This is a genomic window from Corynebacterium sp. HMSC05D08, assembly GCF_001807215.1.
GTDB lineage: Bacteria > Actinomycetota > Actinomycetes > Mycobacteriales > Mycobacteriaceae > Corynebacterium > Corynebacterium striatum.
Window position 1 is genome coordinate 42,625 of sequence record NZ_KV788335.1, and the last position, 19,832, is coordinate 62,456.

A 19,832-nucleotide genomic window follows, 5' to 3' on the forward strand; every position below is an offset into this window, starting at 1 on the left:
AGCATACAGACCTTTGGTCCTAGCCCTGCCAACGATCGCGGTTCGCCTGCTCGCGGGTGACCTTCTCGTCATCGCCAAAGTCATACTCGTCGATGAGACCACGGCGAGCCTGCGAAGCGCGCTTACGCTCAGCAGCGGAAACACGCTCGGTGCCGCCGAGGCGACCGTCGAAGCCGCGGCCGGCATCCGTGGCACGGCCGCCGGTCATCGGCTCCCATTCGAAGGTGATGCCGCCGATGGTCACCGGGCAGCCCTCAACAGCGCCCTGCTTAAACAGCTCATCTTCCACGCCGGCCTTGGCCAAGCGGTCAGCGAGGTAGCCGATGGCTTCATCATTTTCGAAGTCGGTTTGCACAATCCAGCGCTCGATCTTGTCACCCTCCACCACGAAGGCGCCAGCAAGCTCGGGATCAGGACGCACGGTGAAGTCAGCGTGGGAGCCGGACTTACGCTCGCCACGTGGGCGAATGATGGTGTGGTTCTTATCCGCCTTAACCTTCGGCTGGGTGCGGCGGTGCTCCTTGACCATTTCAAGCAGCTTGTACTTGAGCGGATCGAGGCCCTTGCGTGCCACCGCAGAAATGATGAAGACGGGCCAGCCGTACTTCTCCTCCAGCTCTGGCTTGACGAACTCTGCTAGTTCCTCCGCCTCCCGAATATCCGCCTTGTTCAAGATAATGATGCGTGGACGCTGCCGCAGATCGCCCAAGCCGGTGTCCTGGTCCAGCAGTTCTTGGTACTTTGCGAGCTCCTCCTCGAGCGCCTCAATATCGGAAAGCGGGTCGCGGCCCGGCTCCAAGGTGGCAACGTCAACGACGTGAGCGAGCACCGCGGTGCGCTCGATGTGGCGCAGGAAGTCCAATCCGAGGCCTTTGCCGTCAGCAGCGCCGGGGATAAGACCTGGAACATCGGCCATGGTGAAGGACTCAAAGCCCATGTCCACCACGCCGAGGTTCGGCTGCAGAGTGGTAAACGGATAATCACCAATCTTTGGCTTGGCCGCAGAAAGCACGGAAATTAGGGAAGACTTGCCGGCCGATGGGAAACCGACGAGGCCGACATCTGCCATGGATTTAAGCTCCAACACCAGATCGCGGGCCTCGCCGGGCTCGCCCTGCAACGCAAAGCCTGGTGCCTTGCGGGCAGCAGAGGCTAGGGCTGCGTTGCCAAGGCCACCGAAACCGCCTTCCGCAGCGACGAAGCGGGTGCCAGGAACCGTAAGGTCCGCCAGCATCTCGCCGTCCTCGGAGTAGACCACGGTGCCGGCCGGGACCTCGAGGATGAGATCCTCGCCGCGGGCGCCATTGCGCCAGTCACCAGCACCGTTGTTACCGCGGCCGGACTTCAGGTGCGGACGGTAGTGGAAGTCCATCAGGGTGTGAACCTGCGTGGAAACCTCCAGCAGGATGTCTCCTCCGTGGCCGCCATTGCCGCCGTCTGGACCGCCCAGCGGCTTAAACTTTTCACGGTGCACCGAAGAGCAGCCGTGGCCTCCGTCGCCGGCCTGCAGGTGAAGTACGACGCGGTCAATAAAACGTGCCATGAAGTTGGTTTCCTCGCCCTTAAAAATAAGTAGCTGTTTTTCTTAATCTGAGCTGCTCATACTACCATCGGCAGCCGCCTGCTTCCTAGCCCGGCGACGCCGACAGGGAGGGAGGAACCAAACATGTGGCCCGCGCCGTCGTAAAGCACGCTTGGCGACGTCGTATGCCGCACCGGTAGGTCCACATTGATCGCTGGAATGCGCAGGCGCGCAATAGAGCCGCTGGCGGAGGGATCGGATACCTCGGCAACAGGCAGGACCTTGTTCCAGCCACTCGAGATCACGGTTCCGGCCTCAGAGTCGGTGGTGAGCTTGGAGGATGTCTGATGGTTTGTGTGTGGGGTTCAGCCCCAAGCGCTACAAGTACGGCGCGTATTAACCCGGTAAGCAAAAAGAAAAAGCCAAAGCCGCCGTCAACGGAACCAAACCAACTCGTCTTCCACGATTCGTGTCCAAAACCGGGGCGAAGCTTACTATCAACGAGAAAGCCTACGGCAAGGCCTTGTCGCTAGCAGGCCGGAAAGGCGACGTAACCAGCTGCCCTAAGAACAGCTGTCTAGTCGAGATGTCATTAGCTTTTACCACAAGCTCTACCACCTCGAAAACGCCCTCCGGATGGCGAAAACCGACTTGCAGGCGCGACCAATCCTCCACCGTACGCCACACGCTATCCGTGTCCACTTGACGGTTGTGATGGCGGCTTTAGCCAGGCCAAAGCACATATACCTCACAAGTGGCTTGACCGCGCCGAAACTCGCGGACTAAACCAAATTGTGAAAGTCAGGTAAAAGTCATCAGTCTTTCTATGGCGGGTGTTACTTGCCGGCGCAGCTCCGTACGGCACGCCCTCATAAGAAGAAATGTCGCCCGATTGTCTCACTTTCTTAGACCTCTACCGACTTGCGAGATGCATTTATGTCCCATGTACTGGGAAAACACGCCTTAAGATCGCCACGAGCATGCCCTATGCTTACCAGGAAAGCACGAATCCCCGCGCACAATCTCTTTTGAGACCGCGGCGGGGGTGGCTACTGAGCCCGGAGTGGGTACCTACTTATGGCAGGAGAGCCCGCAGCTGAGCCGGGAGCAGCGGCTTAATGAACGACAGCGCGGCGGCCAGGATGCCGAGAACCGCGACGATGGCGGCGATTCCTGCTCCGTCGATCGAAGACAGACCGTGTTCGCCACCGGGCTTATTCGAGCCATCAGGGTGCTTCGAGTCACCGGGCTTATCCGAGCCACCAGGCTGATTCGAGTCATCGGACGGATTCGAGTCGTAGCTCTTCCCGTCGATGCATGCCTCCAGCGCCTTCTTCAAGTTATTGTTGGCGGTGAACCTCTTCTGTTTCTCCTCCAGCGCGCTCTTCAAGGCCGCCTTCTTCGCCTCGTCAAGTCCGGGCTTATCCAGTTCCTGTTTATCCTTCTCTATTTCCGCGCTAAGGGCAGGCAGCTGTTTGTCTAGGAGGGTCGCTTTAAGATGAGCAGCGTAGTCCTTGTCGATCTTTGCCGGCGGAGTCAAGCCTATCAAGCCAGCTTCTTCTTCAGTGACCTTAATGGTGCAGGTCTTATCATCATTGACCGTGAGAGTCATGGCATTCGCCGGCGCAACAACCGCACCAGAGGCGACGGCGACGGCAGCGAAGGACGCGAGTGAACGCTTGAACATAGGAATCTCCTTGGAAGAGTAAAAGGATGAGACTGCCGCGAGACAGCAGTGCTAGCCGTATTTTATTGATAATTGCCGGCCGCTGTCAAAACGCGAAACGGCGAAAGATAACGCGATTTTTATCCCTGATACCCCAGGAGCAAACATCTCGCTCACAGACCATGACTTTTCACCCGTAGGTGGATTTATGCCAGGGGTTTCAAGCAACCCGGGGCATAAAAGACCGAGCCGCAGTCAGGACGGCTGGGCTCGGCGTGAGCACCCGACTTTCACAACAAATCCCGTGTTTGCTGGCCCCTAACGCTGTGGCCTGGGGTTATGCTGTGTTGGAAAGGCGTTTTTGCGGACTAAGGCCGAATCCGGCTTGACTTTCCTGATGATGAGGACATGCGTGTGAGTGCCGAAACAATCTATGAAGCTTTCTATCTTGAGCCAAAAGGCCGACTTAAAGACCTAGGACTCTCACTGCCCAGTGGGCGTACTAAACGCCGTACGCGCACTAGCGTGCGCGAGCAGTCACCCCGCAGACGCTTTGTTGATGAGTTCTGCTCCATTGACCAGCGCCCAGCAGAAGCTAATGACCGGGCTGTACCTGGCCACTGGGAAGGGGATCTCATTTTGGGAAAGGACAACAAGTCAGCTGTTATCACACTGGTAGAACGCACAACACGGTTTAGCGTCCTAGGTCATTTACCTGGGCGTCATGATGCCCAGTCGGTTCTAGACTCGCTTAAAGACACCGTCCAAAGCCTAGATCAGCCGATGCGGTCTTCGATCACCTGGGATCAAGAAAAACGAAAAGAAGGCCTGACACCTCAATCGGAATCAGACCTTCTTGGCGTTATTTATTTAGGCAGAAGCCTCAACTGCAGCCTGCTCAGCCGGAACGATGTTCACGATGCGGCGGTTGCGCTTGATAGCGAACTCAACAGCGCCTGCCTCGAGTGCGAACAGGGTATCGTCGCCACCGCGACCAACGTTCTCACCTGGGTGGAACTTGGTGCCGCGCTGACGCACGATGATCTCGCCGGCCTTAACCTGCTGACCACCGAAGCGCTTGACACCGAGACGCTTGGACTCGGAATCGCGACCGTTGCTGGAGCTGGAAGCACCCTTCTTGTGTGCCATGTGATTTTCCCTCCTTCAGGGATGTAATAGCCGGTTAAGGCTTACTTGATACCGGTGATCTTCAGAACGGTCAGCGGCTGACGGTGGCCCTGACGCTTCTTGTAACCAGTCTTGTTCTTGTACTTCAAGATGTCGATCTTCGGGCCCTTGCCCTGCTCGACGATCTCAGCGGAGACGGAGACCTTCTCGAGGTCAGCAGCCTTTGCCTTAACGGTGGCGCCATCGACGAGCAGAACCGGGGTGAGAGCTACGGACGCACCCGGCTCACCCTCGATCTTCTCGACCTTGACGAGGTCACCTTCAGCAACCTTGTACTGCTTTCCGCCGGTCTTGACGATCGCGTACATAGAGGGTTACCCCTTATCTAAACTCGGCTCAGAAGCAGCAGGGTGAGCCACTTCTGAATGGACAATTACTTATTGCGTTTATACCTGCCGCTCACCTGCAGGAGCCCGCGTGAAATCCGCGACCCGACCCGCCGAGGCGCATTCGTGGTCTAAACAGCGACTGTCAAAGACTACCCCGCCACGGGCAGAAAATACAAACCGCGTATTTTCTGCCCCGCGTGGCGTTGACCTACTTTGCGCTGCGCCGTGCTACGCGGCGTCGCCCGCGTGTTCCCACCTTCGGGGTTTCGGCCGCCTCTGGCTTCTTGTCTGCTTTCTTGGCGACCTTTGCCTTTTCCTTGGGCTGAGCTGCGCTTTCCGACGTCTCCCCTGCCCCATTCTGGGGTGCCTTCCGGGCGACGACCTTACGCACAGCGCGCTTGCGACCACGGCGGATTACCTTAGTTTCCTCTGCCGGCGTTTCCTCTGTTTTCACCTGCTCGACTGCAGCCTGTGGAGCCTTAACTGTGGTGTGGCGAACTGCCCTGCGGCGACCACGCGCACGCCTAGCTGCCGCCTTTGGTTTATCCTCTGCCCTCTGCTCCGGCTTCGCTTCCTCGGAGTGGTGCTTAGCCGGCGATAGAAAGTCCTGCGGCTGCGGGCGGTGATCCGAACGCGAGTTGCCACGGGTGCGACGCTTACGACGCGGGGAGGCCTCGAACTCAGCTACGGCTTCCTCGTAGGTCTGCTCAGACTTCCGCGGCTCGGACTTCTGCGGCTCGGATTTCCGGGACGCGTTGGTACGGGCACTGCGACGGCGGCCACGGCCGCGAGAGCGCTTTGCGCCCTCGTTTTCGCGCTGCTCCTTTTCTTGATTTTCAACCTGTGCTTCTACCTGAGGTTCCTCGTCGGCGACGTAGGAGTTGAACTCGGCGACGTCGTCAAGCTCAGCTGCATTATCGGCAGCTGCATAGCCGATGCGGGCGATGTCATCCGCGGAGCCCTGTTGCTCCTTGTATGTGTGGCCCTCTTGGCGGTTAGAACGGCGGGAGCGGCGGCCGCGGCGCTGCTTGCGGTTGTTCTCCTGAGAATCGTTGTGCTCGCGCTTTTCGTCTTTGTCATCGTTGACAATAATGCCGGCGACGAGATCCTCGATGGAGGTCTTCTGTTCCACATGAGACTCAGCGTCGTTGGAAGCTGCCGCGCGGGCGTCCTCGGCTTCCTCGTGGCGGTGCATGGCCACGGCAGCTGGGTGCTGCTGCGGATCGTGTTCTGGCTTGCGGCGCTCGCGACGCGGACGACGACCCTTGTGTTCGTGGGCGTCATTTTCCTGCTCTTCATCCACTGGGTACTCGTGGATGATGATTCCGCGTCCGTGGCACGCCTCGCACTCAGTGGAAAAGGTCTCGATGAGGCCAGTGCCCAGGCGCTTACGGGTCATCTGTACCAGGCCCAAGGAAGTGACCTCCGAGACCTGGTGGCGCGTGCGGTCACGGCCAAGAGCCTCCTTGAGGCGGCGCAGGACCAGCTCCTGGTTTTCAGGCAGGACCATGTCGATGAAGTCGACGACGATCATGCCGCCCAAGTCACGCAGGCGCATCTGGCGCACAATTTCCTCGGCTGCCTCCAGGTTGTTGCGGGTGACAGTCTCTTCGAGGTTGCCACCCGAACCGGTGAACTTGCCGGTGTTGACGTCGATGACGGTCATCGCCTCCGTGCGGTCGATGACAAGCGTGCCGCCAGACGGCAGCCACACCTTACGGCTGAGCGCCTTGTGCAGCTGCTCGTCAATACGGTAGGTCACGAAGGCGTCCTCGCCACCGTGCTCGCGGGCGTCGTACTTCTCCACGCGGTCGGCCAAGTCGTGGGCCATGGAATCAACGTAAGCGCTGACGGTGTTGTAGGAACGGCGACCATCAACGATGAGCTTGGTGAAGTCCTCGTTGAAGAGGTCACGGACGACCTTGACCAGCAGGTCCGGCTCTTCGTAAAGGGTGACCGGCTTGGCGCCCTTGGTGGACTTCTCATGATCGGCGCGCTTGGTGATGTCCTCCCACAGGTCGTGGAGACGGTTCACGTCAGTTGCGATTGCTTCCTCTGACACGTTCTCCGCAGCGGTACGGATGATGGCGCCGCCGTCACCCGGGATAACGCGCTCGAGGATGCCCTTGAGGCGCTTGCGCTCAGGGACAGGCAGCTTGCGGGAGATGCCTGCGCTGCGGCCACCTGGAACGTAGACCAGGTAGCGACCTGCCAGAGAAATCTGGGTGGTCAGACGTGCGCCCTTGTGGCCGATTGGATCCTTAGCCACCTGAACCAGGACTTGGTCACCGGACTTGAGTGCGTTTTCGATCTTGCGTCCGCGTCCGCCAAGGCCCGCGGCACGCCAGTCCACCTCACCGGCGTAGAGGACGCCGTTGCGTCCCTGTCCGATGTCGATGAAGGCAGCCTCCATGGAAGGCAGGACGTTTTGTACGCGGCCCAGGTAGATGTTGCCAATGAGCGAAGTTTGCGCCTCGGTGGTGACGAAGTGCTCGACGAGGAGGTCATCCTCGAGGACGCCCACCTGGGTGATGATGCCGGCGCCGTCGGTGCGCTCCTTGTCGCGGACGACCATAGTGCGCTCAACAGACTCGCGACGTGCGAGGAACTCTGCCTGGGAGACGATGTGCTGACGCACGCGCCCCTTCTCGCGCAGCTCTGCGCGACGGCGACGCTGCGCCTCAATCCGGGTAGAGCCCTTGATTGCCTTTGGCTCTTCGATGAGCTCTGGTTCATCGGTGTTGTTTCGGGCGTCTTGGCGTGAATCACTGCCGCCGCGACCGCGGGAGGTGCCACGGCTGCCACGACGGCGTCCGCCACCGCGGGATTCTTCCTTGTGAGAGTCGTCGTCTTCGCGGTCCTCGCGCTGCGCACGCGGCGCTGGCTTCTCAAGCTTCGGCGCCATGAAAATCGGCGCGAAGTCGTAGACTTCCGGCTCGTCGTCCGGCATCGGAGTGATGACTGGGGCGTAGTCGTCCTCGTCGAAGTCATCGCCGGCCTCTACGAGAGCTTCATGCAGCTTCTCGACGTCGACAGTGCCCGTGTCCTGCTGAACCTCACGGTCCTGGCGTGTCTCACGGTCCTGGTGCTCCTCACGCTGCTCTTCGGCGGCGTCGACAAGCTCTGCCTCGACTTTCTCCTCGATCTGGGAGATCTCGTTCTCGACATTCTTGCGAACGCGGTTGCGCAGCTTCTCGTCAGCAGTGGGGTCTTCCGTCTGCTCCTGAGCAGCCTTCTTGGTGGATTTCTTGACCGCGCGCTTCGTGGTCTTCTTAGCTGGTGCTTCTGCAGCAGCGTCAGTGCCCTTGGCCGGAGCGGCCTTGGCGATGATGGCGTCGAAGACTTGACCAATCTCTTCTGGGGTCAGCGAGGACTGAGCGACCTTCTTGAGCCCGAGCTCTGCGTACTCGGCAGCGAGCTCTTTGGAGCTCAAACCGATTTGTTTGGCCACGGTGTGGAGGCGGGTCTTCGCGGCGAAGCTGTCCCTGTCTACTTTTTGGGCAAATGCTGCCGCCGCGGAAAGCGGGTTTTCAGTTGTAGTTTTTGCGTTTTCGTTCTTCTTGGTTTCAGTCTTTTTAGTCGCCATGCGGTGACGTTCTCCTGACAAAATCAGCGGCACAATCCCCGGGCGCAGGCAACAAGATTTCTGTAACTGTTGTTTCAAACGTCTACTCGTTACCGCCGCCGCACGAGGGAGCCGGAATGTATGGTGCTTTATTTAGTTTTCTTCCGTCCATTCTGGCACAACTTTGCTCTCGTCTGTGCTTTGCCGAACGCTCTTGTGATCTATCCTGTTGACCATGGCGGAAATCGATGAGCGCACTGGGGGGCCTGAGGAAGGCGCAGACGCCACTGCGGAAGTCGCCAAACCTGTGGACACACCGCACACAGTGGCGCAGGCACGAGCGCTTAATGAACCATCAATCAAAGATTTGTTCATCACGAGCGTTCCCCTGTCGCTGGCCTTTGCGCTCTCAAGTTCCGATCTTCCGCATTACCCCGGCCAGTATGTGTTGGTAGGTATTTGCATCGTCTTGACGGTTGCCGCGGGCATAAACGTTGTTCGCAAAAAGCCGAAGCTCATTCAGGCCGCGCCCGAAGAATTCAAGTCGGGCGACTACTCTTCGCTTGCGTACATCGGGCCGTTTCTTCCCATTGCACTGCCTCCCGTCCTGTGGGGCATGGACGACCTTGGACTCCTCCCAGATGTGACCGTCTCCCCTATCCTTTTGAGCGTCGTGAAGGCAATCTACTTGGTCCCGGCCTTCTCCCTAGGCGCGTGGGCAAGTCTGAATGGCCCCTACCGCGTGGGGCGCAGGAGGATCCGCAAGACTTTGGAGTCCACTTCGCTTGAGGGAATCACTGTCACCACGCTCGATGCAGTGACAAAGCATGCAGACATCATTTCGTGTCTTGTGGCCGCAGGTGCGGTGGAGGGAAACATGGTGACCGCGGCACGCCTTAGCAAACTGTTGGGTGCCACGCCAGAGTTGGAAGAGCGCCTACGAGAGCTGGAAAAGGTCGGTGTGGTGAAGCTGCGCGGTGTGCGCCATTCCGATAACACTCGCACGTGGGATGTCACGCTGACCGAGTTGGGTGTGCGGAGCATGCATGAGGCGCGGACGCGTTAGTTGGGGGCTGGGGCCGCTAAGGCTTGGGCCGCGCATTTTGCCAAATAGTGCGCTGAAATGGGGTGGTTTTGGCGGCATATTTGGCAAATTGCGCCAACGCGGTGCAAATACGGCATCAGCGAAAGAGAAAGCGAAAGAGAGGGGACGCCAAGCACGAGGAAAGCCCGCACTCGCCAAGCGAGTGCGGGCTAAAAAGCTAGATGCTTTACAGGTTCGGGAACCAGATGGAGATCTCGCGCTCTGCGGACTCTGGGGAGTCGGAACCGTGGACGACGTTCTCGCCAACGGTCAGAGCGAAGTCACCGCGGATGGTCCCCGGGGTGGCCTTGGAAACTGGGTCGGTGCCGCCGGCCAGCTGACGCCACGCCTCGATGGCGCGCTCGCCCTCGACAACGCCGGCAACGAGCGGTGCGGAGGTGATGAAGTCAACGAGCTCGCCGAAGAATGGCTTGTCCTCGTGCTCTGCGTAGTGCTTCTTAGCGGTAGCCTCGTCTGCAACGCGCAGATCCATAGCAACCAGCTTGAGGCCCTTGCGCTCGATGCGGGCAATGATCTCGCCGATGTGGCCGTTCTTAACGCCGTCCGGCTTGATGAGAATGAGTGTACGTTCAGTCATGGGTGACATAGTACTAAAGCAATGGCGCATCGTCTTGCGCTAGGGGGTTTAAGTGAGCTGTCGCACGATTTCCTCGGCGTGCTCGTATCCCACCCCTTTAAACCACAGCTGAACTTGCTTGACCGCCGTGCCAAACTGACCGTTGTCAAGCAGGCGGCGAAGCTCCTCACACTGGGATTCGTCAAGGTCTTCCACAGAGACCGCAGCGGCTGGCTTAGCCGATTGCATAAGCCCCAGAACGAGGAACACGGCTGCAGCAACGAGGGCCACGAGGGGCGCCCACGGCTGGCCGGTCATGGCACGCAAGATGAGGGCAGCGATGCAGCCCAAGGCCGCCAATGCGAAGTAGAGATAGCGCATGGTTGCTCAGTTTACGGCGAGACTAGCCGCGGCGCTGCGGGAGCGTGGCGTCGCCAGCAAAGAACTTGGGACCAATCCACAGCATCACGTAGACCAAGGCCACGAGGACGGGGACCTCTACCAAGGGACCCACCGTACCAGCGAGGGCTTGGCCGGAAGCCGCGCCAAAAGTGCCAATGCAGACGGCGATGGCCAGCTCGAAGTTGTTGCCGGCGGCAGTGAAGGACACGGCAGCCGCCTGCGCGTAGTTCATGCCGCTTAGCTTGGCCGTCACCAGCGCCACGCTAAACATCACCACGAAGTAGAGGAAGAGTGGAATTGCCACCTTCACCACGGACCATGGTTCAGAGGAGATCTGCTTTCCTTGCAGGGCAAAGAGCAGGACGATGGTGTAGAGCAAGCCGATGAGAGCCAGCGGCGAGATGCGTGGGATGAAGACGTCGTTGTACCACTGACGCCCCTTGAACTTCTCCCCCAGGATGCGGCTTAGCACGCCTGCCAGCAGGGGGATACCGAGAAATAACAGAACTGAGGTCACAATTGCCCAAAAGCTGAACTCGGCGGAGGTGGTTTCAAGGCCCAGCCAGGAAGGAAGAATGTGGAGATAAAACCAGCCCATGACACCAAACATGAAAACCTGGAACACGGAGTTGATGGCCACCAGCACTGCGGTGGCTTCGCGGTCGGCACAGGACAGATCAGTCCACACCAAGACCATGGCGATACAGCGGGCAAGGCCGACGATGACGAGGCCGGTGCGCAGCTCGGCGTCGTTAGGCAGGAACAGCCACGCCAGGGTGAACATCACCAGCGGGCCCACCAGCCAGTTGAGAATGAGCGAGACCGTCATCAAGCGCTTGTCGGCCGCGATTTCAGCAGCCTTGTCATAGCGAACCTTGGCCAGCGGCGGGTACATCATGACGAGGAGGCCAAGCGCGATGGGAATGGAGATGCTGCCTACCTTGACGCTATCGAGGGCGTCGGAAAGCCCCGGCGCGGCATTGCCTAACAGAAGACCGAACCCCATCGCGAGCAAGATCCACAACGGCAGGAAGCGGTCAAGAATTGACAGTTTCACGGACATTTTCTCCGCGGCTTGAGTGGTCACAGCTTACCTTTCATATCGATTCCTATCGATATGAACATAAGCCGTTCTATCGACAGCCGTCAATATATAATGGGTGCATGCCCTCCCCCAACCAAGAATGCTGCGCACTGGGCGCGAATCCGCTAACTGCCGAAGAAGCGCAGAAGTACGCCCAGCTATTCAAAATATTGGGCGACCCCGCCCGCCTAAGCCTGCTTTCCCAGCTGGCGACGGAAGGCTGCGGACCAGTCAGTGTCAATGACCTCACCAAATCTAGCAGGCTCAGCCAGCCCACCGTATCCCATCACCTAAAGAAACTCACCGAGGCCGGACTGCTCACGAAAGAACGCACCGGCCGCACCGTCACCCATACAGTTGTGCCCGCAGCCTTTGCAGAGCTGCGGGCAGTGCTCGACCTAGGTTAGTCGCTCCAACCGGCACAAACAGCGGCACCCACAGCCCCTCCACCAAATGGAACTTATGCATTTTCCGTAAAGGTACCCCTTTGCGCCACCCCCACCGCACACTAAGGTTAGCTTTACCTACGTTAGGTGTGCTTAATTTATTCACGCCAGTGAGATCCATTTTCGGCTCTTCCCACTGACACTTTAAGTTTTCATCTTCGTTCTCTCCCAAGGAGGATCAATGACTTCTCGCCGTGGCACATTTCTCGCCGCATTAGTGACAGCTTCTCTTATTCCGCTTGCGCCACCTGCTCTGGCTATCCCCGCCACGGACGGCCACCTGACCTGGGGAATCCGCGCCAGCTTCAACAACTACACCGGCGGTGCCACCTTGGTCAAAGATGGCGCCACGCGCAAAGGCAACGCTTTCGAATTCGAACTCACCGACCTCACTGTCGATAAGGCAGCGAAGCGAACCGAAGCGCAATTCAACGGCACGGTGGTCTACCGAAAGTACTGCAAAAACGCATCGAACCCGCTCGAAGGCCACTGCGACCTCGATCTCCACTTCGAGGATCCCAAGGTCGTGCTCGCTCCGGAAGAGTCGTATCTCGAAGCGACGGTCAGCTCACGCCAATACCTCTCCGGCACTACCTACGCCCCTGAAAAGCCGGTAAAAATTGCGAAGCTCCAACCTCAATCGGCAACGCTGCGAGAAGCCAACGGCCGCGTCGATTGGTCGAATATTGCATCGACGCTAACCCCCGAGGGAAACACCATGTTCAGCAAGTTCTACACTGACGGCGAAGGCCTCGACCCAGTCTCCTTGAGCTATGCCGGTGAGGCCGCTCCGCTCAATACGTCTGGGCCAACGCTGTCTACCGCGCAATGGGACTCGAAGGCAAAGTACGACGATGGCGTTCACCAGCTTTTTGAAGCCGGCCAGAACATCATCGTCTCCATGCCCAACGGACACGGTTTTGCGCTCCTCAACTCGGAGCTTAAAGAGCTCGCTTCCCGCCGCGCAGCCACGACCAACCGCAACATCGTGACCTTCGATTCCCAGCATTCGGTGCTTTACTACGGCGAGGGCAACGACTTAAAGGCAGTCGACGTCAGCGCCGATTCATTGTCCGAACCACGCACCGTCTTCACTGCTTCCCAACCCATCTACGCCGTGGGATACCACCCAGCGACTGACACCGTAGCCGCTGTAGCTACCGGCAAGGACAATTCCTTTACCAGCGCAGCTTTGGTCACCGGTACCCAAGGTTCGTTCCACGAAGCAGAGCTTCCCGACGCCGCGCAGCTCTTTGGCGATACCCCAGCTTCCGGCGGCAGCGGCGCATGGGGCGATATTATTAACGCCAAAGACAACGCGGAACTCGTGCCCATGGAAGATGGAACTTTCTTGTACAACGGCGCCGTTGACATCATGCTCGACAACGAGGACAAATCCGCGAAGGGGCTGCTCTATTCAATCAAGCCCTCCGCTACTGAGGTCGGTGACCGAGCAAAGTTTATGAAGGGCTCACGCCACGGCGACAACACTTTGTACATGAAATCATTGGTTAGCGATGGCTCCACCATCTACCGCTTTGACAAGAATCCGTTCCCGGCTTCTGCCGTGGCACAGATCCTGCGCTACGACGCTACCCAGCGCGATGTAGTAGCCGTAACCAAGCCCACGCGCTCAGTGCTCCCGGGCTGGGCATCGCTAGCTTTCGACGCCGAAGGCACGCCGATTCAACAAAATGGCGCAACAGGGGATCTCAACTGGCTCAAGCCGGGAACGTTTGAGACCACTGCTTCCTTCACCCTTCCAAACGGCCGCGAAACAACCAACGTGGCCAATGGCTCATTCATCGCCCGCAAGGACGGAGCCATTTTTGTCCCCACCCTCGATGAATCGCGCGGAGATTATGAGGAGTATTATGTGCTGCGCCGCGTGGATACTGCGGCCAAAGAACAGGCCCCGCAGCCGGTACCTCCGACTGAAAGCTCCCCGCAGCCAACGCCTCCAACTGAAGGCCCCAAGGAAAAGTCAAAGAACCCGGATCATAAAGACAAGAAGCCTTCGCCTTCCTCTTCAGCAGGGACTCCTCTCGCAGTACTGCTAGGCCTCTTTGCGGCAATCGCCGTTGCAGTCGGTGCTATCAAGCCGCTGCACTCATTCCTTCTCCAGGTCCAGCGAACGCTGGGGCTTTAACCAGATAAAGCCTGGTTATGCAAGCAAAAGACGTCCTGCGTGAATCCCTGAAGGACACGTAGGACGTCGTCTGTGCTTAAACTCGCAACACTTAACTCGACTTATTGAGGTGCTGCGTAGTGAGGTAGCCACGCTTCATGCGCTCGACGATGATGCCGCGCATATAGGAGGCCATCAGCCACAACAGGCCGAAGATAATCATGATGGCGGCGATGGACCAGTGGATCATAAAGCCTAAGACGATTGCCAGCACGTGCAGCGCAATCATGGCGTTGACAATCCACGGCTTGTTCATAAACGCGAAGCTCACCAAGAGAATCACGGCCATGCCGATGACCACCGAGTAATTGAAAGGCGTCCACAAGGTGCCGTCATAGAGCTTGTAGAGCAGCGGCAACGCGAGCACCAGCGTGAGCAGCTCCATGGTCAGGGAGCTGGCCACAACCATTCCGCCGAACTGCTTCAGCGGGTCCTTGACCGGGGCCTCACCTAGGCCAAGGGGGCTGATTTCCTCAGCGGGGACACTGTTGGGCACCCTGTTGGGCACACTGTCGCGGCGAGAGTCACTCATGCGGGATCCTTTCCAAACATCGCGCGGGCGTCGCCAGCGGTGACGACTGAACCCGTGATGACGATACCTGAGCCGGACTGAACTTCCGCATCCTCCGCAAGCTCCACTGCTTGCGCGTAGGCACCGGGCAGATCAGGCTCCACGTAGACGCGCTCCTCGCCGAAGATATCGCGAGCAAGTTCCGCAAGCTCATAGGCATCACGTGCACGAGGTGAAGAATTCTGCGTGATGACAACCTCCGTCAGGTAAGGCTCCAACGCGGTGAGGATGCCTTCGGCGTCCTTGTCCTCGAAGATGCCGAGCACGCCGATGAGACGTGCGAAGTCGAAGTCGCGATCCAGTGCCGCACCCAACGCCTTGGCGCCGTGCGGGTTGTGGCATGCATCGATGAAGGTCGTGGGGCTGGTGCGCACGCGCTCTAGGCGGCCGGGCGAAATAGCCTTGGCAAAACCAGTGCGCACGGTGGCAATATCGAGCGGTTTGCCAGACGATGCCCCGAAAAAGGCCTCGACCGCAGCCAGCGCCACGCCCGCATTCTTGGCTTGGTGCTCGCCGTGCAGCGGCAGGAAGACGTCCTCGTAGAGGCCGCCCAAGCCCTGAATGTTCAGCTGCTGGCCGCCGACCGCGATGCGGGACTCCAGCACGGCGAACTCGCTGCCGGAGCGCGCCACACCCGCGCCGACCTCCACCGCGCGGTTCAGGATCACCGTCATGGCTTCCTGCTCCTGCTCGGCGATGATGGCGATGTTCTCACGCGGGGCCAACACATCGTCCGCATCGACGTCGCGTGCCTTGATGATGCCGGCCTTCTCCCCCGCGATCTCGGCGAGGGTATCGCCTAGGTAGTCGGTGTGGTCCAAGCCCACCGGCATGATGACGGAGACCTCGGCGTTGACCACGTTGGTGGCATCCCAGGTGCCGCCGAGGCCGACCTCGACCACGGCGACGTCGACAGGCGCATCAGCGAAAGCCGCGTAGGAAATCGCCACGAGCACCTCAAACTTGGACATCGGGATGTCGGACTGCGCGTCCACCATCTCCACATAAGGCTTGATCTCATTCCAGATACGCACGAAGTCACGCGGGTGAATCGAGCGGCCATCGATGCCTATGCGCTCGGTGACCAGCTGTAGGTGCGGGCTCGTCACCAATCCGACGCGACGGTGGAAGGCACGCAGCAAGGAGTCGATCATGCGGGAAGTCGAAGACTTGCCATTCGTGCCCGCGACGTGGATGACCTGGAAGGACTTCTCCGGGTTACCCAGCAAATCCATCAACGCCTGGATGCGTTCCAGACTCGGAGCGATCTGGGTTTCGGGCGCGCGGGCGTTGAGCTCGGCGTCGACAAGCGCTAGCGCTTCCAGTTCCTCCGGGCTGACCTCGATGGGAGCGGCTTCCTCGTACTCGTCTGCCGCGCCCATGCCGAGGTTGAGCTGCAGGCCGGACTCCGTGATCTCCACGGGTCCGCCCTCAGTGCCCTCCTGCAGGGCGTCGACGAGTTCGTATTCCTCGCGATCTTCTCGCTTGCCCACTACTTAAGTGCCTCCAAGCGTGCGGTGATACGGTCGACTTCTTCCTGTGCCACCTGCTGGCGGGTGCGGATCTTCTCCACGACCTCGTCCGGAGCCTTGGTTAGGAAGGACTCATTAGCCAGCTTCTTGCCGGTCTGCTCGAGCTCCTTATTTGCCTTGGCCAGATCCTTTTCCAGGCGCTTGCGCTCGGCCTCGACGTCGACTGCGCCGGAGGTATCCAGTGCGACCTCGACGGTGCCCTGGGACAGGCGAACCTCGATGGAGGCGGACGCGGTGAAGTCCTCGCCCGGAACCGTGGTGTTAGCAAGGTTGCGCACCAAATTTTCCTGGCTTACAAGGTCCACCGAGGCGAAGTCCAGGCGACCTGGAACCTTCTGGGAAGGCTTCACGCCCTGATCAGAGCGGAAGCGGCGCAGCTCGGTGATGAGCTTGTCGGCGTCCGCGATGCGGCGTGCGGCAACCTCGTCGGTGGCCACGCCACCGTTGGTATCAGCCGCGGTTGGCCACGGGGCAATCACGATTGACTCGCCGCCGGTAAGTGCCTTCCACAGGACCTCGGTGACGAAAGGCATGGTCGGGTGCAGCAGGCGCAGGACGACGTCGAGGACGCGGCCCAAGACGATCTGGGTGTTGTGGCCGGTCAGCCGCTCCGCGTCTGACGTATCTGCCGAATCGACGTCGCGCGGAATCTGGGACTTGGCAATCTCCAGGTACCAGTCACACAGCTCATCCCAGATGTAGTGATAGAGCAGCTCATTAGCCTTGGAGAACTGGTAATCGTCCAGGTAGGCGTCAAACTTGACGCGCACCTCTTCGGCGCGGTCCAGGATCCAGCGGTCAGCGTCGGTCAGCTCCTCGCGGGCCGGCAGCTCCGCCACGCCAGCGCCGTTCATGAGCGCGAACTTGGTGGCGTTGAACAGCTTCGTGGCAAAGTTACGCGAAGCCGCAGCGGCGTCGGAGCCCAGCGGCAGGTCGACACCCGGGTTGGCGCCACGGGCCAGGGTAAAGCGCAGGGCATCTGCACCATAGTCGCGTACCCAGTCCATCGGGTCGATGCCGTTGCCCAGGGACTTCGACATCTTGCGGCCCTGCTCATCGCGAACCAAGCCGTGCAGGTAGATGTCGTGGAAAGGAATCTGTGGGCGGCCATCGCGCGCGGAGCCATCACCAGCGTTGAGCAGCTCTGGGGTCTGGACGCCAGCGAAGGTGCCGAACATCATCATGCGGGCGACCCAGAAGAACAGGATGTCGTAGGCGGTAACCAGCACGTTGGTTGGGTAGAACTTCTCCAGGTCCGGAGTCTTTTCCGGCCAGCCCAGGGTGGAAAATGGCCACAGCGCAGAGGAGAACCAGGTGTCCAGCACGTCCGGGTCCTGCTCGTAGCCTGCTGGCGGCTCCTCGTCAGGGCCGACGCAGACGATATCGCGGTTGGTGTTGCCCTCGGCGTCGGTGGTCTCCGGGCCGTACCAGATCGGGATGCGGTGACCCCACCACAGCTGGCGGGAGATGCACCAGTCGTGCATGTCATCGACCCACTCGAAGTAACGCGGCTCGAGGGAGGTCGGGTGAATCTTGGTATCGCCCTCGCGCACGGCTTCGCCGGAGTACTTGGCCAGCTTTTCTACCGCCACGAACCACTGCAGGGAAAGGCGCGGCTCGACCGGCTCGCCGGAGCGCTCCGAGTGGCCCACGGAGTGGACGTAGGGGCGGATTTCCTTGACGATGCGACCCTGCTCGGCGAGAGCTTCACGGATGGCGACTCGCGCTTCCTCGCGGGTCAGGCCATCGAACTTGGTGTTCGTGTTCGCGATGTGGCCGGTGGAGTCCATGATGGTCGGCATGTCCAGGTTGTGGCGCAGGCCCATCTGGTAGTCGTTCGGGTCGTGGGCCGGGGTGATCTTCACGGCACCGGTACCGAACTCCATGTCCACGTAATCATCAGCGATGACCTTGAGCTTGAGATCCTCGCGGAAGGGGTGGGCAAACTCCTGCCCCACCAGGTCCTTGTAGCGCTCGTCGTCGGGGTGGACGGCAATCGCGACGTCGCCAAGCATGGTCTCCACACGGGTGGTGGCCACGATGAGGTGCGGCTCGTCGTCGTTTAGCGAGCCGTAGCGGATGGATACGAGCTCGCCCTCGACGTCCTTGTACACGACCTCAATGTCAGAGACCGCGGTTTCCAGCACCGGGGACCAGTTGACCAGGCGGTGGGCCTGGTAGATCATGCCGGCGTCGAAAAGCTGCTTAAAGATGGTCTGGACCGCGCGGGACAGCCCCTCGTCCAGGGTGAAGCGCTCCCGGGACCAGTCCACGGAGTCACCAATGGCACGCATCTGCTTCTGGATGGTGCCGCCGTATTCTTCCTTCCATTCCCAGACCTTGGAGATGAATTCCTCACGCTCGTAGTCCCAGCGCTTTTTGCCCTCGGTCTCCTTCAGCTTGGCCTCGACCTTGGTCTGGGTAGCGATACCCGCGTGGTCGGCGCCCGGCAGCCACAGGGTGGCATAACCTTGCATGCGCTTGCGGCGAATGATGGAGTCGATGAGGGTGTGGTCTAGGGCGTGGCCCATGTGCAGCTGGCCGGTCACGTTGGGTGGCGGCAGCACGATGGAATAAGGCTCTGCCTCGCTGGTGGCATCCGGGGTGAAGTAGCCTGCTTCCACCCAGGACTCGTAAAGGTCCTTTTCTACCGCCTGCGGCTCCCAGGACTTCGGAAGCGCGTCAGCACGGTTAGTGCCTACTAGTTGCTCTTTATCTACAGCGTTGTTCTGCTCAGTCACCCGGACAAGTCTACCCTGTCGGTCAACTGGCTTTTTCACCCCCATTGGGCGAAAACGGCACCGCGGGCGCCGACGGCTGAATACATTGTCTGTCATGTCTTCACATTCTGGAACTTCCCCGGCGCGCCTGCGTACTCGTTTCTTTGCCAAGGCGAAGGCTAAGGGCGCACCCTTTTCTTGTTTGACCAGCTATGACTGCATGACCGCCGCGGTATTCGATGAGGCGGGAATCGACTTGCTTTTGGTGGGCGATTCCTTGGCCAACGTGGTTTTGGGCCGCGAGACCACGCTCTCGCTGACCATGGAGGAGATGATTCCGCTCACGCGCGCGGTGGTTGAGGCCACCTCCCGCAGCTTCGTGGTGGTGGATCTGCCTTTTGGTTCCTATGAGGAATCCCCGGCGCAGGCTTTGCGCTCGGCGGTGCGCATGCTGAAGGAGACGGGCGCGCAGGCGGTCAAGATTGAGGGTGGCAAGGAGATTGCGCCGACGATTTCCGCTTTGGTTGCCGCGGGCATTCCGGTGTGCGCGCACATCGGGTTCACCCCGCAGTCGGTGCATGCGCTGGGTGGTTTCGTAGTGCAGGGCCGTGGCGAGGCGGCGGGGCCTTTGCTTGCCGACGCCCAGGCTGTTGCCACCGCAGGCGCCTTCGCCGTGGTCCTGGAGATGGTTCCGGCTGAGCTCGCGGCGCAGGTGACCAAGGAGGTCTCCATCCCCACCATCGGCATCGGCGCGGGCAATGCCTGCGATGGGCAGATTCTGGTCTGGACCGATGCTTTTGGCATGGGCGCGGGCAAGACGCCGCGCTTTGTGCGCCAGTACGCGGACTTGCGCACCGTGCTTTCCGACGCCGCCCGCGCCTATGCCGCCGACGTGGCTGAGCGTAAGTTTCCAAACGAGGCAGAGTCCTTTAGCGACTCTGTGAAAGAAGGTTAAGTA

The 19,832-nt window shown here is 59.9% G+C and carries 16 protein-coding genes and 1 pseudogene; 5 read left to right on the plus strand and 12 right to left on the minus strand.

Annotation, left to right across the window (positions count from 1 at the left end):
* Positions 1-19: 19 nt before the first annotated feature.
* The 3 genes from obgE to HMPREF3148_RS07145 form a co-directional block, all read right to left on the minus strand.
* Complete coding sequence (gene obgE, locus HMPREF3148_RS07140; protein WP_005528303.1) at positions 20-1,543, minus strand: GTPase ObgE; 1,524 nt, start codon at positions 1,541-1,543, stop codon at positions 20-22.
* Between the two features lie 56 nt (positions 1,544-1,599).
* Positions 1,600-1,827 (minus strand): sortase family protein, encoded by a 228-nt coding sequence (locus HMPREF3148_RS14185; protein WP_080970498.1) that lies wholly within the window; start codon positions 1,825-1,827, stop codon positions 1,600-1,602.
* A 770-nt stretch (positions 1,828-2,597) separates the two neighbouring features.
* Positions 2,598-3,209 carry a hypothetical protein gene (locus tag HMPREF3148_RS07145; protein ID WP_049146650.1) on the minus strand — a complete coding sequence of 204 codons (612 nt, stop codon included), beginning with the start codon at positions 3,207-3,209 and terminating at the stop codon, positions 2,598-2,600.
* 387 nt (positions 3,210-3,596) lie between these two features.
* Here HMPREF3148_RS07145 and HMPREF3148_RS13235 point away from each other — a divergent pair.
* Positions 3,597-3,992 (plus strand): annotated as a pseudogene (locus HMPREF3148_RS13235) (IS30 family transposase); the annotation flags it as partial.
* Positions 3,993-4,058: 66 nt separating this feature from the next.
* On the opposite strand, the gene rpmA reads toward HMPREF3148_RS13235, so the two are convergent.
* The 3 genes from rpmA to HMPREF3148_RS07160 form a co-directional block, all read right to left on the minus strand.
* The gene (gene rpmA, locus HMPREF3148_RS07150) at positions 4,059-4,337 is read right to left on the minus strand and encodes a 50S ribosomal protein L27 (RefSeq protein WP_005531747.1); all 279 of its coding nucleotides are present in this window, start codon (positions 4,335-4,337) and stop codon (positions 4,059-4,061) included.
* Positions 4,338-4,378: 41 nt separating this feature from the next.
* Positions 4,379-4,684 carry a 50S ribosomal protein L21 gene (gene rplU, locus HMPREF3148_RS07155; protein WP_005531748.1) on the minus strand — a complete coding sequence of 102 codons (306 nt, stop codon included), beginning with the start codon at positions 4,682-4,684 and terminating at the stop codon, positions 4,379-4,381.
* Between the two features lie 229 nt (positions 4,685-4,913).
* On the minus strand, positions 4,914-8,291 hold the full coding sequence (locus HMPREF3148_RS07160; protein ID WP_070508927.1) for an Rne/Rng family ribonuclease: 3,378 nt from the start codon (positions 8,289-8,291) through the stop codon (positions 4,914-4,916).
* A 214-nt stretch (positions 8,292-8,505) separates the two neighbouring features.
* Here HMPREF3148_RS07160 and HMPREF3148_RS07165 point away from each other — a divergent pair, with 214 nt between their 5' ends.
* A complete protein-coding gene (locus HMPREF3148_RS07165; RefSeq protein WP_083287728.1) occupies positions 8,506-9,336 on the plus strand; it encodes a hypothetical protein in 831 nt (276 codons plus the stop codon).
* A gap of 205 nt (positions 9,337-9,541) precedes the next feature.
* Here HMPREF3148_RS07165 and ndk read toward each other — a convergent pair whose 3' ends face one another.
* From ndk to arsB, 3 genes are read right to left on the minus strand one after another with little or no spacing between them, the layout of a single operon-like run.
* A complete protein-coding gene (ndk, locus tag HMPREF3148_RS07170; RefSeq protein ID WP_034657564.1) occupies positions 9,542-9,952 on the minus strand; it encodes a nucleoside-diphosphate kinase in 411 nt (136 codons plus the stop codon).
* Positions 9,953-10,000: 48 nt separating this feature from the next.
* Complete coding sequence (locus HMPREF3148_RS07175) at positions 10,001-10,312, minus strand: hypothetical protein (protein ID WP_049151634.1); 312 nt, start codon at positions 10,310-10,312, stop codon at positions 10,001-10,003.
* 22 nt (positions 10,313-10,334) lie between these two features.
* Positions 10,335-11,396 (minus strand): ACR3 family arsenite efflux transporter, encoded by a 1,062-nt coding sequence (arsB, locus tag HMPREF3148_RS07180; RefSeq protein WP_049146675.1) that lies wholly within the window; start codon positions 11,394-11,396, stop codon positions 10,335-10,337.
* Positions 11,397-11,497: 101 nt separating this feature from the next.
* On the opposite strand from arsB, the gene HMPREF3148_RS07185 reads away from it, so the two are divergent.
* Entirely contained in the window at positions 11,498-11,824 is a 327-nt protein-coding gene (locus HMPREF3148_RS07185) for an ArsR/SmtB family transcription factor (RefSeq protein ID WP_049151633.1), read from the plus strand.
* A gap of 220 nt (positions 11,825-12,044) precedes the next feature.
* Positions 12,045-14,012 (plus strand): HtaA domain-containing protein, encoded by a 1,968-nt coding sequence (locus HMPREF3148_RS07190; RefSeq protein ID WP_070508929.1) that lies wholly within the window; start codon positions 12,045-12,047, stop codon positions 14,010-14,012.
* A 91-nt stretch (positions 14,013-14,103) separates the two neighbouring features.
* Here the strand turns inward: HMPREF3148_RS07190 and HMPREF3148_RS07195 are convergent, their stop codons facing one another.
* The 3 genes from HMPREF3148_RS07195 to HMPREF3148_RS07205 are packed head-to-tail and all read right to left on the minus strand — an operon-like array spanning position 14,104 to position 18,940.
* A complete protein-coding gene (locus HMPREF3148_RS07195; RefSeq protein WP_049064231.1) occupies positions 14,104-14,583 on the minus strand; it encodes a DUF4233 domain-containing protein in 480 nt (159 codons plus the stop codon).
* Positions 14,580-16,115 carry a bifunctional tetrahydrofolate synthase/dihydrofolate synthase gene (locus tag HMPREF3148_RS07200; protein WP_049064230.1) on the minus strand — a complete coding sequence of 512 codons (1,536 nt, stop codon included), beginning with the start codon at positions 16,113-16,115 and terminating at the stop codon, positions 14,580-14,582. The genes HMPREF3148_RS07195 and HMPREF3148_RS07200 overlap by 4 nt, the downstream gene beginning before the upstream one ends.
* A complete protein-coding gene (locus HMPREF3148_RS07205) occupies positions 16,115-18,940 on the minus strand; it encodes a valine--tRNA ligase (protein WP_080970011.1) in 2,826 nt (941 codons plus the stop codon). The genes HMPREF3148_RS07200 and HMPREF3148_RS07205 overlap by 1 nt, the downstream gene beginning before the upstream one ends.
* Before the next feature lie 49 nt (positions 18,941-18,989).
* On the opposite strand from HMPREF3148_RS07205, the gene panB reads away from it, so the two are divergent.
* Positions 18,990-19,829 carry a 3-methyl-2-oxobutanoate hydroxymethyltransferase gene (panB, locus tag HMPREF3148_RS07210; RefSeq protein WP_034657568.1) on the plus strand — a complete coding sequence of 280 codons (840 nt, stop codon included), beginning with the start codon at positions 18,990-18,992 and terminating at the stop codon, positions 19,827-19,829.
* The last annotated feature ends 3 nt before the right edge of the window (positions 19,830-19,832 follow it).

What these genes read in the sequence shown, in the direction of transcription:
- obgE (WP_005528303.1), bottom strand. Translation starts at nt 1,543, where the DNA reads ATGGCACGTTTTATTGACCGCGTCGTACTTCACCTGCAGGCCGGCGAC.
- HMPREF3148_RS07145 (WP_049146650.1), bottom strand. Translation starts at nt 3,209, where the DNA reads ATGTTCAAGCGTTCACTCGCGTCCTTCGCTGCCGTCGCCGTCGCCTCT.
- rpmA (WP_005531747.1), bottom strand. Translation starts at nt 4,337, where the DNA reads ATGGCACACAAGAAGGGTGCTTCCAGCTCCAGCAACGGTCGCGATTCC.
- rplU (WP_005531748.1), bottom strand. Translation starts at nt 4,684, where the DNA reads ATGTACGCGATCGTCAAGACCGGCGGAAAGCAGTACAAGGTTGCTGAA.
- HMPREF3148_RS07160 (WP_070508927.1), bottom strand. Translation starts at nt 8,291, where the DNA reads ATGGCGACTAAAAAGACTGAAACCAAGAAGAACGAAAACGCAAAAACT.
- HMPREF3148_RS07165 (WP_083287728.1), top strand. Translation starts at nt 8,506, where the DNA reads ATGGCGGAAATCGATGAGCGCACTGGGGGGCCTGAGGAAGGCGCAGAC.
- ndk (WP_034657564.1), bottom strand. Translation starts at nt 9,952, where the DNA reads ATGACTGAACGTACACTCATTCTCATCAAGCCGGACGGCGTTAAGAAC.
- HMPREF3148_RS07175 (WP_049151634.1), bottom strand. Translation starts at nt 10,312, where the DNA reads ATGCGCTATCTCTACTTCGCATTGGCGGCCTTGGGCTGCATCGCTGCC.
- arsB (WP_049146675.1), bottom strand. Translation starts at nt 11,396, where the DNA reads ATGTCCGTGAAACTGTCAATTCTTGACCGCTTCCTGCCGTTGTGGATC.
- HMPREF3148_RS07185 (WP_049151633.1), top strand. Translation starts at nt 11,498, where the DNA reads ATGCCCTCCCCCAACCAAGAATGCTGCGCACTGGGCGCGAATCCGCTA.
- HMPREF3148_RS07190 (WP_070508929.1), top strand. Translation starts at nt 12,045, where the DNA reads ATGACTTCTCGCCGTGGCACATTTCTCGCCGCATTAGTGACAGCTTCT.
- HMPREF3148_RS07195 (WP_049064231.1), bottom strand. Translation starts at nt 14,583, where the DNA reads ATGAGTGACTCTCGCCGCGACAGTGTGCCCAACAGGGTGCCCAACAGT.
- HMPREF3148_RS07205 (WP_080970011.1), bottom strand. Translation starts at nt 18,940, where the DNA reads ATGGGGGTGAAAAAGCCAGTTGACCGACAGGGTAGACTTGTCCGGGTG.
- panB (WP_034657568.1), top strand. Translation starts at nt 18,990, where the DNA reads ATGTCTTCACATTCTGGAACTTCCCCGGCGCGCCTGCGTACTCGTTTC.